Raw genomic sequence first — 14,529 nt, 5'->3', positions numbered from 1 at the left:
TTTAAACGCTATGCTTTAAGCATAAAAAAGTCCCGCCGGAAACCTCTGGCGGGACTTTTTTAGGTAGAAAAAAACGGCGTTGATGCTGATGTTTATTCAAGCTCTATGGGTGCGTTTCTTACCGGTGCAATTTCCGGGGACTTTACGTTGAGCTGTGGCGTTGGAATTTCCGGGTGTTTCTGCGCATACCGGATGATGTAGTCAGTAAGGTGCTTTTTCTTGAAGCTTTGTTTTTTAAAGGCTGCTGAAAGCTCGACATCATCGGCAATCAATTTGGCTACTTTTTCCGGCGTTAAAGCAATAAACTGGCCCATGCCCATATCCAGCGCGTATTCCGCTTTATCAGTTACCGGCATAGTGCCGGAAGCGGATGAAGCGGAAGGTACTTCATATTTGCTTTTACTTGCGTATGTAGCATAGCGGCCTAAATAGGTGATCTTATTAAACGTAGCCGGCTTTTTACTTACATCTGCCAGCCGGGGGTATACATAAATGTTTTTGCCATCGCAGAAACCATATATCTCGGTTTTTTCAAGCGGCCGCCTTCTGAAAACGGCTTTACTGCTTACTGATTTCGGCCCCGATCTGCTGATCTTATGGTTTTCTGGCAGGTTTATGGAAGGCTTATTGTGTTTGAATTCGGAGAAATTCCTATAAATACCAGGTTTCAGCGCTACGTTCGCATCTGTAATCAGATGCTGAGCCTGAGTTGCCGACCAGGAAAATATAACAATGAAAAATACGTAAAAAATTTTGTTCATGAGAAGTGACCGGGGAAATAAATATGAATGATACTGTTAGGTTAATATCAAGGAAATTTTGAAGCTGCAAAATTACCGGAAAAACATGGAGAAACTACCATGCGGTTGCTGTTCAATTTTATTTTAAAGTCTGATCTTTCATGAATTAGAATCGGTATCGGAATGTTCACAAAAAAGTAGGGCCCGGAAGTTTTTCCCGGGCCCTACTTTTTGCAGCTAAAACCATAGCGTTTTGCCGGGCTTTATACTTTTTCAGCCCAAAACCATACCGTTTTTAACTCACAGGCTTCAGCTTGAGAATTACAAAAATGGAAATTACCGTAGCTACCGAAGCCAGAATGCCAACCGTGCCGAAATGCAGCAACTGGCCGTTAGAGGCTTTCTGCACGATCAGGCCCGATACAAACGCCGCAATACCCGAAGCCGCCTGCTGCACCGAGGAATTGATGCTCATAAAACTGCCCCGCTGTTTGGGTTCTACGCTGGAGGTAATCAGGGACATGGCCGGCACAAAACGCGCCCCGAAAACGATAAAGAAAAGCGTAGTAACGATAAAAACCAGGTAATGCTCCATGCGCGGCAGGTGGGTAATGGCCAGGATCGGGATAATAGAAAACAGCGCCGAAATGATGTAAACGCGTTTTTTGCCGTATTTATCGGCCAGCCGGCCCGCCATTTGCGAAGTAACCACGGTAGCCAGGCCGCCAAACAAATAAATGTAGCTTAGTTCAGTTTCCTCAAAGCCAATATTGGCCACCATGTACGGGCTCACAAAAGGCACTACCGTAAAACCCGCCAGCTGTAGAATTACCACCAGCAGCAAGGCCCAGAGCAGGTTTTTTTTCCGGAAAATATTCAGCAATACTGTGTGCGGTTTTTCGTGCGGTGCATTGGTTAAGTGGCCTTTCAGTTCGGGCAGGAATTTCATGGCTAAGCCCAAAACCAACAGGCTCATACCGGCAAGCAGATAAAAAGGCGCGTGCCAGCTGGTTTTACTCGCCAGGTACAAACCCACCGGAATACCCGCAATAGAAGCAATGGAAAAAGAAGCCATCACTTTGCCGGTAGCCGCGCCGCGCCGTTCTTCCGGTATGGCATCACCGATAATGGCTAAAACCAGCGCTCCTAAAACACCGCCAAACAAACCGGCCACTACGCGCGCCGCCACCAGTAATTCGAACGTGGGAGCCAGGGCGCAAAGCGCGGTGCCAATGGCAAAACCTAAGTACAGTCCCAGCAAGGCTTTTTTGCGGTCCAGCCGGTCGATGTAAAACGCGGAACAGAAACCGGAGATCGCGGCGCTGAAAGTATAAGCCGAAACCACCAAGCCAAACTGACTCGGATTAATATCGAAAACGCGCATCAGTTGCGGGCCAAGCGGCATCATGATCACAAAATCCATGACGTTGGTAAACTGGATGGCAGCCAGGATAAATAAAAGCAACCCTTCGCGGATCGCCACTTTTGGTACCAGTTGATCGGCGCCCAGGCTGCCGGTGGAAGCTTGCGGCGCACGTTCCTGAAATTCGGACATAAATTGTAAAAGAATTGAAAGCGTAAACGGCCCCTGTTTACGTAAAAACAAAAAGCCAGGGGGCAAAAGTACGCATTCGTTTGTAAATGTATTTTACCGTAAGAAAAATTGTTCAGGAAGGCCTGAAGTAGGGCAGGAAAGCTGAAAAACGCTATGAAAAAGCAAGCTAAAACCCAGATCTGCGAATTATGCCGCCGCGAAGTGGATAGCCTGAGCCGGCATCATCTGGTGCCGCGCGAAGAAGGCGGCCGGTACGGGCCTACAGCCGAACTTTGCCAGCCCTGCCACGCCACCATTCATAACCGGCTTACCAACCGCGAACTTGCTTTGTTGTACAATTCCATTCCGGCTTTGCAGCAGGCCGGGCCCTTGCAGAAATACCTGCGCTGGGTGCAGAACAAACCCATAAACAGCCTTTCCAATAAACGGGGCCGCCGCTGAAAATTATTTCTGTTAATATGGCTATGCTTTTATAGCTAAAAAGTGAGGCCTTGCCGTAAACTGTAATATTAAAAAATTGTTATCTTTAAGCAATCAAACCCAGAAGCGTAGCAGAACTGTTATTTTTGCGCGTTTTTACCAGCATAAAACCTATGAGAAAGATACTTTGCCCCACCGATTTTTCGAAGACCTCTACCCGTGCTATGGAGTACGCTGCATTTCTGGCCAGTCAGGCGAACGCCCAGCTTACTTTGCTGCACGTAACCCACCTGCCTTTAGCCGAAACTGCAGAAACAGCTTTGGTGGCTACCGAAGTAGTAGGCGAAATGAACCGCGACGCCACCGATAAGCTGGCTTCGGCCTGCAATTACCTAAAAGAACAATATGGCGGCTCGGGCTGGGATTGCGATTATGAAGTAAAAACCGCTTTTCTGGCCGATGCGGTGCGCAATTACGTAGTGCACGAAGGTTACGACCTGGTGGTGGTGGGTTCTACCGGGGGCGGCAATACCCTGGAAGAAATTCTGATCGGCAGCAATACCCTGGCTATTATTGAAGATGTGTATTGCCCGGTGCTTTCCATACCTACCAACGCCCGCAAACCGCGCATTCAGAAAATTGCCTACGCTTCGGATCTGCAAAACGCCGATACCCAGGCGTTGAAACAGGTGCTGGAACTTGCTGCCCTTACCGGCGCCCATGTAGAAGTGGTGCACATCGATAAAAAAACCGATACCGAAGGCCAGCAAAAAGCAGCTGAATTCGGCCGGAAAATAGAAGAAATGTTTGCGGCCCAGAACGTCCATTTTTCCGCCATTATCCACCCCGACGAAGAAGTGGGCCTGAAAGATTACCTGACCAAAACGAACACCGACCTGCTCGTGATCCTGAAAAGGCACCGCAGCTTTTTCAGTAACCTGTTCCACAGCAGCTTAACCGAAAAACTGACCTACCATTCCAAATTCCCGATGCTGGTGCTGGACGAAAAAGCCCAGGCTACGGTTTAATTTTCAGCAAGTCAAAAAAAAGCAGTGCCCGGGTTTCCGGGCACTGCTTTTTACTTTTTAAGCCTGAAACCATAGCGTTTTAACGGCACTTTTACTGGCGGAAACCATACCACTTTCTAGCGTTTTTTGCTGCAAACTTTGCAGGCCGTTCTTCTTAAATTCATTACGGCGTGGCCGCGCGTTACCGCTTCTATCTGGCCCTGGCAGCGTTTCAGAACGTAACAATCGGGTTTTAGGTGGTAAACGGCGCTGCTGCCGGTCGGACAAATGAAAACTTCGCGGTCGGCATCGGTGGGTTTGGCAATGGGTTTGTTGGCAGCAGCTTTGCTTTTATCGCGTTTATTCTTCCGGAAATCCCAGGGCGCCTGTGGGTTGGGCTGGCTCCATAAACCGCGCTCCAGTCTTCGGGCATCGTTCTCTAAATAACCCAGCTTCGGGTCGTTGGCGTAGGCTTTGTAGTACCAGGCATAACCGTTGGCCACCAGTTCCTTATTCAGGGATTTACCGTCGGGCAGCATAATTTCCCCAATGGTGCGGCCGTAGCGGTCTTTGCCTTTATCTTTCAGCGTTACAAATTTTCCGAAAGCCAGCTCCGAAGCAAAATTGCGGGCTTGCGTGCCGTAGGGCTGTTTTTTTTCGGGAGCATCCACGCCGTACAGCCGCACCGTAACCGGTTTATTATCAACCAGAATTTCAATGGTGTCGCCGTCTTTTATGCCGATCACTTTATATCCCTCCTGGGTTTTGCCCTGGCAGGCATTAAAAAGCAGCAATACGGAAAACCAGCAAAACAAACTGCGGAAATAAGTTGGTTTCAGGGGCATAGGTTCAGGTTTAGTTTTCAGTGCTGAAAAGCTAGGATTTTTATTCATAATATTTTTCCCGGAAAGCCGCTTTTTGTTGCAGGTATTCGGGGTGGTCTTTAGCCTTGAACCAGTATTCCTTGAATACAGCCGCGGCCCGGGCTTTTTCGCTGGTAAGTGCGTCGGATTCCTGTCTAATAATGGCGTTGCCCTTGTTTTTACTGCCCGAAGAATAAGGATATTCCAACCCATCGGTTTTATCTTCTTCACCAGTTTTATACTTGCGGCCGGTTTTGTGGTTGGCATAGCGGCGGGCGCGGGTGAAACCCATTTGCAGGAATTTCCGGGCCATATCGGCGCCTACAAAATCTTTTTCCTGCAGGTAATTTTCAAACAGCGCATAAATTTTTTCCGCCGAAACTTTGGCAATTGCTTCGGTCCTGAATTTCCAGTGGGGCAGGAGCTCGGCTTTGTAAGGCTGCACCAGCAAAACGCCCTGTTCGCCCACGCCAATGCGGTACAATTCCGGGTGTTGACGGAAATCGGTCTGGTTGAAATCTAACTGGTAAGGGAACGCGTTTTTCTTCATTTTCCGGAAGTATTTCAGCTTCTACGAAAAAAACGAAAAAGGGAAAACTTAAACCGGTTTCTTTACCAATATGATCCGGAAATTACCGTTAAAATTAGCCGGAATATCTTTCCGGATTTTCAGGTTCGTGTATGATAAAAGCGTTTCAATCACCCGTGTAATATCCGAAAACAGGAATGAAGTAAGTTTATTAAAAAATGCCCTTAGGCTTGAAAGCCGCTGGTTTTTAGGCCGGAATTTATCGAAGATCACCGCTTCGCCGCCCGGTTTTAAAACCCGTTCTACTTCCTGCAAACATTTTACCGGGTCCGGAATTACCGCTACGATCAGATGCAAAATTATTTTATCGAAAGTATTATCCGGGAATTGCAAATTCTGCCCGTCCATTACATCTATGGTTGCGTTCAGTTTTAATTCCCTGGCGCGATGCTCCATTTTCGCAACCATGGAAGGCGTAATATCGCCGGCGTAAACCTGTGCCTGTCTCGGCAGAAACTGAAAATCCAGCCCGGTTCCGGCACCCACCAAAAGCACTTTTTCGTTCGGCTTAATTTGCAATAAATCAATGGAACTCCGGCGCGAACTGGTAAAAATTTTGCCCACCAACAGATCGTAGATCGGGGTGTAAAACGTGTACCGGATGCGGTTCCAGCGGTTCGAGTTCAGGCTCATGTTTATATAGAGAAAACGGTATGTTTTAGAGCCGTAAAAGTGTGGGGATTCTCAGGGATTTGCAAAAAGAAGAAGAACTGTTTCAAAAATAACTGTCATGTTGAGCGTTAGCGAAACAACTCATCGGCACTTTACAGAAAAGTTTCTACAAGGAGCCAAGAAGGTACTCCGCTATCTTCAGGACGGTAAATTTATTTATGTGTGGGCTTCCAATTAAAGCATTATTTGCTTCTGTTTTTACGGGCGAAGAATTCTTCCAGACTTTCCTCCGGATTTTTAATAAATAACCTTGACCGGCGCTCCATTTTAGGCTCAGGCTGCGAATAATATTCCCAATATGCTTTTTGGTTTAACCGGAAGCCTTCGGCCAGCCGTTCAGCGTAGCTTTTGGTTTTCCAGTAAGCACTTTGGTCTGATTGAGCTTCCAGTGAAGTAAATTTAATTTTCGGTTTCATCGCACAAGATTTTATCACACAAAAACACCATCATAACTATACGCCGAAACTTCGATCTTACTCACCCCGCCGCTCATTTTCTTTACCTGGATTTGGGTGCTGATGCGTTCTTTCAACGCTTCTACGTGCGAAATGATCCCGATCATTTTACCGCTGGCCTGCAGGTTTTCCAGAGCTGTAATGGCAATATCCAGCGTTTCCGCATCCAAGGTGCCAAAACCTTCGTCAATAAACAGCGAATCGATCTGCGTTTTATGGCTGGCCAGATCGGAAAGGCCCAAAGCCAGCGCTAAACTTACCAGGAAACTTTCGCCGCCCGACAAAGTATTGACCGAACGCACGGCATCGGCTTGGTAGGTATCTATCATCTGCAGTTCCAGGTCGGCGTTTGGTGCTTTGAGTAACTGGTAACGGTCGTTTAGTTTCTGCAGGTGGCGGTTGGCCAGCGTAACCAGTTTAGCCAGCGTAAGGCCCTGCGCAAACTTGCTGAATTTCTTGCCGCTTTCCGAACCGATCAGTTCCGATAATTTTTCCCAGCGTTCGGCTTCTTTCTGTTGGTTGGAAATCCGGATTGCCAGGGCCTGGTGCTTTTTCTGCAGTTCCTTTTCGCGTTTCAGGATCTGGGTAATGCTGCCCATTTGCTGGTTGGCCTGGCTGATCTCGCGATCGGTTTGCAGCAGTTTTTCGGTTAAAATGGCTACCGTTTCCTGGGTCAGGTTTTTGGCTTCTTCCGCTTTTAGCTCGGCGCTGGTATCGGCTAAGGTCTGGCTGGTTTCGGTAAGCAGTTTTTCGAGCTGCGTTTGCAGATTAACCAATTGCGTAGCTTCTTCATCGGGCAGGAATAAAGCCTTTAAAGCTGGTATTGAAATAATATTTTGCGTAACCAGTTTTGCTTCCAGATCCGCTTGTAATTGTTGCACATGCTCCTGCGCAACGGCGGCATCGCGCTGCAATTTTTCCCGGAAAGATTCTGCCAGGTTCAGCTTTTCGGTTTGCTGTTGCCAAAGGTTTTGCGCCGTTTCCGCCGCCGCTTTTTTCTGTTCGCAGTCAGCCGTTAAACGTGTCCTTTCTTCAGCCGGATTTTTCTGTCCGAAAAGCTGTTCGCGTTCGGTTTTCAGCGCCGTTAATTCCTGATGTTCCCGCGTTAAAGTGGCCTGCAAGGCATCGAGCTGGGTTTGCTTTTGGCTTTGCGTAGCTTCTACTTTTTGCAGGTTTCCTTCAGCTTCGGCTACGCGTAACTGGGTAAGCTGCAAAGTCTCCGTTTGGGAAGAAAACTGTTGCGCCCGTTGCCGTAGTTGCTGCAGTAAAACGCTACCTTTTTCCACCGAAAAAGTCAGGCCGAAACGGTTTGCAAACGAAGTGGCTTCCGCGGCAATATTAGCGTATTGTTCATGCAGATCGTGGAGTTCTTTTCCGGCGTTTTGCAGCGTTTCTTCCGAAGTTTTTTGCCGTTCCAAAGCCTGTTCCTTTACCGAAGTAGTGGTCAGGGTCTCGGTTTGCAAACGGTATTGTTTTTCAGTTAAAAACTGCATCTGCTGATTTGCTTTTTTTACATTTTCCAGCTGCACTTTATTTGTGGCAAGCACCGCCTGATTTGCCGCGATCGCTTCCGAAATTACATCCGTTTCCGAAATAACAAACTCATTTTTCAGCGCCGCATTTATTTCCGAAAAGTCCTTTTTAATTGTTTCCTGCAGCTGCACCATTTCCGCTAAAGAATTTTCCAGCGTTTTCAGATTCGCCTGCAATACCGATCGGTCCGCAACTGTTTCCGCCGATTTTTTCTCCAGTTCTGCTACCGTTTTTTGCTGCGCATTGCGTTTTTCGGCGGCATCGGTCAGTTTGGGTGTTTGGCCGTTGGCAAACGGATGTTCCAGCGCGCCGCAAAGCGGACATTCGCAATCGGGCTGCAATTGTTTGCGCGCTTCTTCGTAATGCTGCACCTGCAACTGAAACTCTACAATTTCCTGGTACTGCGTTAAAATGCCGCGGGCTGCTTCCAGTTTTTGGCTCAGTTCTGTTTCAGTATTTTGCAGCGTGGCCAGTTTTTCCGAAGCCGAATTTTTCTGCGCCGCTAAATTCTGTTCTTTTAAAACTGTTGCCGCAAACTGCAAACTCAGCTGGCGCAGTTTTTCCAGATTGTTTAGTTTCACGGGTAATTCCTGCACCGCCGCTTCCAGTTCCGTTTCCGAGGTTCCGGCCAAAGTCGTTTGCAGCGTTTCGGAATTTTGGGCAATCTCCGATTGCAATTTTGCTTTTTCAGTGGCCAGGGTAGTCAGTTTTTCATCAGCGGTTGCGGCCTGCATTTTGGCAGTCTGAATAGCCTCCGTAGCTGTTAATTTTTCCTTTTTCCACTTCTGCCCGGCCTGCATAATTTCCTGCAGGTCTTTCAGGTAGCGCTCAAAAATATTCAGTTCGCTGCTCAGTTCTTTTTCCGCGGCGTGTTGCTGCAACCAGCTTTTTAGTTCCGATAGTTTTTCGGCCAGTTCAACTACCGTTTGGCGGTAACGCGCTACTTCTGAAGCATCCAAATCGAACGCCGATTTTGCCAGCTGGTACGCTTCTTTGTTTTTAAGGAATTGTTTGCGGATGCTTTCGATGCCGGCGTCTTTCTGAAGCACTTCGTCCAGCAGCGGTGCAATTTCATGCAGCACTTTTTCCGCCGATTTCAATACCGTTTTGGCTTCTTCCGATTTTAGCTGCGACGTTTCTACGGCCTTTTTCAGTTCCGGAAGCTGGGTCAGGATTTCGGTTTGCTGGCTTTGCAGGTCCGTTAAGAATTGCTGTTCGCGTTCCAGTTTTACCAGTTCCGGCCGGAAATTCAGCGCAATTTTATGTTGCCCCAGGCGCGCAAAATCAGCTTCGTATTTCGCCGCGTTTTCCTGCAGTTCGTGCAAAGCTTTCCGGGTGTGTTCTTTCTTTTCGGTTAGTTTTTCCCGGTTCTTCAGCCAGGCGATCTGAGTTTCGGTTTCACTGTGGTTTTGCTTCAGCTCCTTTTCCGATTGCTGCAATTCATCCAGCGTATTTTCGTACTCCGCCACGAGTTCGGGGGCCAGCAAGGTTTGCCCGGAAAGTTCGCTTCGCAGTAATTGTAAGGTTTGTTTTTCGGTTTTAGCCCGCTGGTACGCCTGCCGCGAAATATCGGTATAAATGCCGGTATCGGTTATGCGTTCCAGCAGTTCGCTGCGTTCGTTTTCGTTGGCTTTTAAAAAGCGCGTAAATTCCCCCTGGCTCAGCATGACCGAGCGCAGAAACTGGTTGTAATCCAGCCCGCACAACTCCGAGATTTTCCCCGGAACTTCATGCGATTTCAGGTCGAAAATTTCTTCGTCGGCCACGCGGCACAATTCCATTTTAATGGGCTGCAGGTTGCCGTCGGCTTTTTTGCGGCTCCGGTAAACGCTCCATTTGGCCCGGTAAACCACGTTGCGCGCTTCAAACGTAACTTCCGAAAAAGCTTCTGCCGTGTGGCGCGTCATGATTTCGGATGGCAGATCGCGGTCGTGGCGGTTTACGCGGCCGTACAAACCCAGGGTAATGGCATCGAGAATGGTGGTTTTGCCCGCGCCGGTCGGTCCGGTGATAGCAAACAAGCCCGAATCGCTGAGCGGCGCGGCATCAAAGCAGATCTCGTGTTCGCCGCGCAGCGAGTTCAGATTCAGAAAACGGATCGATTTTATCTTCACAGCAGTTTCCTAGTTTTTAGCCAGTTGTTCGCCCATATTTTCCAGCAATTCGTCGAAAGTCTGCAACAAGTCTTCGTGGCTCAGTTCCGGGAATTCGGCTTCGCAACGCTTGCGGAAAACTTCTTTGGGTTGCAGGTCGTGCAAATGCAATTCTTCCTGCACCTGGCTGTCTAACGTAACTTTGGCCCGCACCAGATTCTGCCGACAGGTTATCAGCTCCAGGTCCGTTTTTCCGCCGAGTAATTCGCGCAGGTTTTCTTCCAGGTTTGGAATAAAGCTTTCGGTATCTACCTGGATTTCGGCCCAGGCCGGTAACGGATTATCGTTTTCGAAACTCAGCATCTGGATGTGTACTTTTTCCAGGCTGCCTTTAAACCGCACCAGCCGGCGCTGCCGCGGAACCGGCATTTCCGTTAAATTACTGAGTTTTCCATCTTCAAAATCAAGCAGCAAAATACTTTTCCGGTCGTCGTTCTCGCTGAAACTTAAGGGAATAGGCGAACCCGAATAACGCACGTGGTTGAAGCCGCCCACAATTTGCGGCCGGTGCAAATGCCCCAACGCCACATAATCGAACTCCACTGGAAACTGGTCGCCGCAGATCTGGCCGAGGTTGCCCACGTGAATTTCCTTTTCCGAATCGGAAGGGCTGCTGCCGGCGGCAAACAAATGGCCCGTAGTAATTACCGGAATTCCGGCCGTTTTAAATTCTGAAATGAAAGGTACTAATGCTTTATAATGGTTGCAGATGCCGTCTTTAATGCGCTGTTCGCGTTCTTCGGCCGTTTCGCCGGCAACCGAAAGGCGCACATCCTTATCTCGCAGAAAAGGCACCGCGCATACGACCAACTTTACTTCGCCGGCTTCATTTTTTAACGGAATGATTTCATCCTGCAGATCGGCCGGTACGCCGCCAATTACGTGAATGTTGAAATACTTGAGTAATTCTTTCGGGGCATTTAAAGTAGAAATGGAATCGTGGTTGCCGCCGGTAATAATTACGTGTTTACAGCCGGTTAAATAAAGGGCCCGCAGAAAATCGTAATACTGTTTTAAAGCCGTGTTGGAAGGCGCACCGGTATCAAAAATGTCGCCGGCCACCAGCAACGCATCCACTTTTTCGGTTTGAATGATCTCGAGCAGCCAGTTTAAAAAATGCTGGTGTTCTTCAGTGCGTTCGTGGTGCAGCAGGCGTTTGCCCAAATGCCAGTCGGAGGTATGTAAAACTTTCATCACAGTATCAGCCTTTCTTTCCAGAAAGTAAAGATACTGTTTTTGCTTGTTGGTTACTAGTTACTGGTTGTTGGGAAGTTGAAAAAAAGAAAGATCGATCCGGCACGCGGTTTCTGAAGTTCTGAAATTGTTTGCTCCCGTTCGCAAGCCTGTGAAAACGCTATGCTTTCGGGCGGAAAAAGTAGGTGCTTATCCTTTATTATATATGTAGTAAAAAAACGCTATGAATTTCAGCCTTAAAACTTAAAGGGACAGTATAGACAAACATTCAGTTTGAAGTTTATAAAACACTAGGGTTTCGGGCTTTAAAAGTGCTTCAGGGTAAAGAAATTTTCCGGTTAGAATTGCAGCATTTCTTTGGCAATAATGCCGCAGCCCATTAAAAGCACGAACCACCCGAAAGCCGGCTTCAGCGTTTGGCCCGGCACGAAGGTAGAAACGTACGTTCCGGTTAAAATCCCCCCAATGGCCAGCGACGAAAAACCTCCCAGGAAAATCCAGTCGATGTGGTGGGTGCTGATATCGCCGGTAAAACCGATCAGGGAATTGATGGCAATTATTAAGAGCGAAGTACCAATGGCCGTTTTCATTTCCAGGCCCGCAAACAAGATCAGCGCCGGAATGATCAGGAAACCGCCGCCGGCGCCCACGGTGCCGGTTAGCACGCCTAAAATAGCTCCCAGAGCCCAGATAAAGCGGTAAGAAATAACTTTCGGGTTGGGAAGCGTATGGCCGTGCAGCGGTTTTTGCCGGATCATGGCATACGACGCCACCGTCATAAGGCCAGCAAACAATACCATAATAAAATGTTCTTTGTAAATGATGAAGTCCGCATTTTCAAAAATTACCTCCGGAATGGCCGGCACCAGGAATTTCCGGGTCAGAAAAACGGATATAAAAGAGGGAATGGAAAAAACAATAGCGGTGCGGTAGTTTATAAGTTTGCGTTTCATGTAGGTGGCCGCGCCAACCAAAGACGTGAGCCCCACCACAAAAAGCGAATACGAAGTAGAAACCACCGGATTGATACCGATCAGGTAAACCAGCACCGGAACCGTAAGAATGGATCCTCCGCCTCCTACCAGCCCCAAAGACACCCCGATCAGAATGGCGGCCAGGTAGCCAACCAGATGAAAGGTGTTGAAATCGGTGAGTAAGATTGTTTCCATGACTTAATAAAATGTGCAGGTACTTTATTTCTTTACGAGTCTGCCAATTTTATCATCATATTTTATGCGGTTTTAATGTGAAAAGTACAGTCTGGACTGGTTAAAAATGCAAATAAGGCAGAAAAATCAAAGTTTCCCTGAGTCTTTATAGTGCAATTGCATAGTAATTTCCTATATTGGCTCTTCAAATATTTAAAACAGTTATTACTTTAACTCTTTTTATGGCTAACAATTTATTCGCAACCAAATCTATTGCGAAACTAATGCAGGAGTCGGAGAGTGGCGAACATGGGCTTCGGCGCACACTTTCGGCTACCAACCTCACCATGCTTGGAATCGGCGCTATTATAGGAGCCGGTATTTTCGTACTTACCGGTACTGCCGCCGCCAACGCAGCTGGTCCGGCAATTGTACTTTCTTTCATTATTGCGGGGTTAGGATGTTTGTTTGCAGGTTTATGTTACGCCGAATTTGCCTCCATGATTCCCATCGCTGGTTCGGCCTATACGTACGGCTATGCCACGTTAGGTGAATTCATTGCCTGGATCATTGGCTGGGATTTGATTCTGGAATATTTGTTTGGGGCTGCTACCGTGGCCGTTGGCTGGTCCGGAAACGTGGTCAGTTTACTGAAATCTTCCGGCATAAACATTCCGGAATCCATCGCCAGTGCGCCTTTAGCGTATGAAGCCGGAGTATTTTCCACCACCGGCACAATTATCAACCTGCCGGCCGTGCTGCTTATTCTGGCCATGACGGCTTTATTAGTAGTGGGAATTCAGGAATCGGCGCGTTTCAATAACTTAATTGTTTTCATAAAAGTAGCCATCGTATTACTGGTTATCGGTTTTGGTTTTCAATATGTGAATTCTGCCAACTGGGAGCCGTTTATTCCTGCCCGCGAATTATTGCCTGATGGCAGTTCCCGCTATGGCTGGGAAGGAATTGTGCGCGGCGCGGCCGTAGTATTCTTCTCTTACATCGGTTTCGATGCCGTTAGTACTGCCGCCCAGGAAGCCAAGAACCCGCAACGCGACATGCCGATCGGGATGTTAGCTTCTTTAGGTATCTGTACACTATTATATGTAGCCATGTCTTTAGTAATGACGGGCCTTACATCTTATAAAAATCTGAACGTTCCTGATCCTGTTCTGGTAGCATTAACGGCTGCCGGCCCGGGCCTGAAATGGTTATTCTTCTTTACCGGTATTGGTGCTGTGGCCGGTTTGGCTTCCGTGGTTTTAGTAATGCTTATGGGCCAGCCCCGTATTTTCTACGCCATGTCCCGCGACGGATTATTGCCTCCGGTTTTCGGTAAAATTCACCCGCGTTTCCACACCCCGCACATTACAACCATCGTAACCGGCGTAATTGCTGCCACCGTGGCCGGGATTTTCCCGATCGGGCTTTTGGGAGAACTGGTAAGTATTGGCACATTATTAGCCTTCGTGATTGTATGCGGCGGTATTTTAATGCTCCGGAAAACGAATCCCAATATTCCACGTCCGTTCAAAACGCCATTTGTACCTGTGGTTCCGATCCTGGGAATCCTGATCTGCGGTTACATGATGATCAATCTGCCGTGGGATACCTGGTTACGCCTCATCGTCTGGATGGCATTAGGAATAGCGATCTATTTCTTATATGGAAGAAAGCACAGCAAACTAAGAAAAGAGAACGAAGCCTTATAAAAACGCTATCGTTAAAAGCATAAAAAGTAAAAAGCCGCCTCCTTTTAAAGAAGCGGCTTTTTACTTTTAACCAGACAGGCGGATAAAAACGGTATCATTTTAAAGGAAAAAAGTCGGAAGGGGGTTTCTATATACTATATAATGGCAAGCTTTCAAAATACTTCTTCTACCGATAATTGGTATAGAGATAAACAAGGGCAAAAAAGGGAGAAGCGAAGGTCACCCAGCCAAATGGTTTTGCTTTTCCGGCAGTAAAAAAAGCCTTGAACGCGGCCTTTAGAAAAAAGTTATAAAATATTTCCGGCCTTAAAGCACTGTTTTTATAAATGTTACTGCAGCTTTCGCGCCGCTAACAGGAATTTGGCAAAATAGTGGTTAGGAAATCCGGTTCAACTTACCGTATCTTTGCAACACCAAAACGGAAAAAGGGCAGCTTCTTCCGCACGTTTGAAAGGCTTAGGAACTGGCACTGAATGTTTTGTAAAAGA

At 47.6% G+C, this 14,529-nt stretch carries 12 protein-coding genes; 3 read left to right on the top strand and 9 right to left on the bottom strand.

Going from position 1 to position 14,529, the window contains the following annotated elements:
* Positions 1–92: 92 nt before the first annotated feature.
* A complete protein-coding gene (locus I5M27_RS13285) occupies positions 93–761 on the bottom strand; it encodes a hypothetical protein (RefSeq protein ID WP_200506804.1) in 669 nt (222 codons plus the stop codon).
* Positions 762–1,035: 274 nt separating this feature from the next.
* A complete protein-coding gene (locus I5M27_RS13280; protein ID WP_200506803.1) occupies positions 1,036–2,295 on the bottom strand; it encodes an MFS transporter in 1,260 nt (419 codons plus the stop codon).
* A 153-nt stretch (positions 2,296–2,448) separates the two neighbouring features.
* Here I5M27_RS13280 and I5M27_RS13275 point away from each other — a divergent pair, with 153 nt between their 5' ends.
* A complete protein-coding gene (locus tag I5M27_RS13275) occupies positions 2,449–2,736 on the top strand; it encodes an HNH endonuclease family protein (RefSeq protein WP_200506802.1) in 288 nt (95 codons plus the stop codon).
* Between the two features lie 152 nt (positions 2,737–2,888).
* Positions 2,889–3,743: a universal stress protein gene (locus I5M27_RS13270; protein WP_200506801.1), complete on the top strand. Its 855-nt coding sequence runs from the start codon at positions 2,889–2,891 to the stop codon at positions 3,741–3,743.
* 116 nt (positions 3,744–3,859) lie between these two features.
* Here I5M27_RS13270 and I5M27_RS13265 read toward each other — a convergent pair whose 3' ends face one another.
* From I5M27_RS13265 to I5M27_RS13235, 7 genes are all read right to left on the bottom strand, one after another.
* Positions 3,860–4,567, bottom strand: a complete 708-nt coding sequence (locus I5M27_RS13265) for a thermonuclease family protein (protein ID WP_200506800.1) — start codon at positions 4,565–4,567, stop codon at positions 3,860–3,862.
* A gap of 40 nt (positions 4,568–4,607) precedes the next feature.
* On the bottom strand, positions 4,608–5,135 hold the full coding sequence (locus I5M27_RS13260; protein WP_200506799.1) for a DUF4385 domain-containing protein: 528 nt from the start codon (positions 5,133–5,135) through the stop codon (positions 4,608–4,610).
* Positions 5,136–5,183: 48 nt separating this feature from the next.
* Positions 5,184–5,807 (bottom strand): class I SAM-dependent methyltransferase, encoded by a 624-nt coding sequence (locus I5M27_RS13255; RefSeq protein WP_200506798.1) that lies wholly within the window; start codon positions 5,805–5,807, stop codon positions 5,184–5,186.
* 221 nt (positions 5,808–6,028) lie between these two features.
* The gene (locus tag I5M27_RS13250; protein WP_200506797.1) at positions 6,029–6,262 is read right to left on the bottom strand and encodes a hypothetical protein; all 234 of its coding nucleotides are present in this window, start codon (positions 6,260–6,262) and stop codon (positions 6,029–6,031) included.
* Positions 6,263–6,276: 14 nt separating this feature from the next.
* Complete coding sequence (locus I5M27_RS13245) at positions 6,277–9,948, bottom strand: SbcC/MukB-like Walker B domain-containing protein (RefSeq protein WP_200506796.1); 3,672 nt, start codon at positions 9,946–9,948, stop codon at positions 6,277–6,279.
* A 9-nt stretch (positions 9,949–9,957) separates the two neighbouring features.
* Positions 9,958–11,181 (bottom strand): exonuclease SbcCD subunit D C-terminal domain-containing protein, encoded by a 1,224-nt coding sequence (locus I5M27_RS13240; protein ID WP_200506795.1) that lies wholly within the window; start codon positions 11,179–11,181, stop codon positions 9,958–9,960.
* Positions 11,182–11,519: 338 nt separating this feature from the next.
* Entirely contained in the window at positions 11,520–12,350 is an 831-nt protein-coding gene (locus I5M27_RS13235) for a sulfite exporter TauE/SafE family protein (RefSeq protein ID WP_200506794.1), read from the bottom strand.
* A 221-nt stretch (positions 12,351–12,571) separates the two neighbouring features.
* On the opposite strand from I5M27_RS13235, the gene I5M27_RS13230 reads away from it, so the two are divergent.
* On the top strand, positions 12,572–14,041 hold the full coding sequence (locus I5M27_RS13230) for an amino acid permease (protein WP_200506793.1): 1,470 nt from the start codon (positions 12,572–12,574) through the stop codon (positions 14,039–14,041).
* Positions 14,042–14,529 lie beyond the last annotated feature (488 nt).

Origin of the sequence: Adhaeribacter terrigena (assembly GCF_016623615.1) — a bacterium.
Classification (GTDB): domain Bacteria; phylum Bacteroidota; class Bacteroidia; order Cytophagales; family Hymenobacteraceae; genus Adhaeribacter_A; species Adhaeribacter_A terrigena.
The sequence above is the reverse complement of the archived record's forward strand: the minus strand, read 5'-3'. Positions and strand labels throughout refer to the sequence as shown.

Excerpts from the sequence above, each read along its gene's own strand:
- I5M27_RS13285 (WP_200506804.1), bottom strand. The coding sequence starts at position 761 with ATGAACAAAATTTTTTACGTATTTTTCATTGTTATATTTTCCTGGTCG.
- I5M27_RS13280 (WP_200506803.1), bottom strand. The coding sequence starts at position 2,295 with ATGTCCGAATTTCAGGAACGTGCGCCGCAAGCTTCCACCGGCAGCCTG.
- I5M27_RS13275 (WP_200506802.1), top strand. The coding sequence starts at position 2,449 with ATGAAAAAGCAAGCTAAAACCCAGATCTGCGAATTATGCCGCCGCGAA.
- I5M27_RS13270 (WP_200506801.1), top strand. The coding sequence starts at position 2,889 with ATGAGAAAGATACTTTGCCCCACCGATTTTTCGAAGACCTCTACCCGT.
- I5M27_RS13265 (WP_200506800.1), bottom strand. The coding sequence starts at position 4,567 with ATGCCCCTGAAACCAACTTATTTCCGCAGTTTGTTTTGCTGGTTTTCC.
- I5M27_RS13260 (WP_200506799.1), bottom strand. The coding sequence starts at position 5,135 with ATGAAGAAAAACGCGTTCCCTTACCAGTTAGATTTCAACCAGACCGAT.
- I5M27_RS13255 (WP_200506798.1), bottom strand. The coding sequence starts at position 5,807 with ATGAGCCTGAACTCGAACCGCTGGAACCGCATCCGGTACACGTTTTAC.
- I5M27_RS13250 (WP_200506797.1), bottom strand. The coding sequence starts at position 6,262 with ATGAAACCGAAAATTAAATTTACTTCACTGGAAGCTCAATCAGACCAA.
- I5M27_RS13240 (WP_200506795.1), bottom strand. The coding sequence starts at position 11,181 with ATGAAAGTTTTACATACCTCCGACTGGCATTTGGGCAAACGCCTGCTG.
- I5M27_RS13235 (WP_200506794.1), bottom strand. The coding sequence starts at position 12,350 with ATGGAAACAATCTTACTCACCGATTTCAACACCTTTCATCTGGTTGGC.
- I5M27_RS13230 (WP_200506793.1), top strand. The coding sequence starts at position 12,572 with ATGGCTAACAATTTATTCGCAACCAAATCTATTGCGAAACTAATGCAG.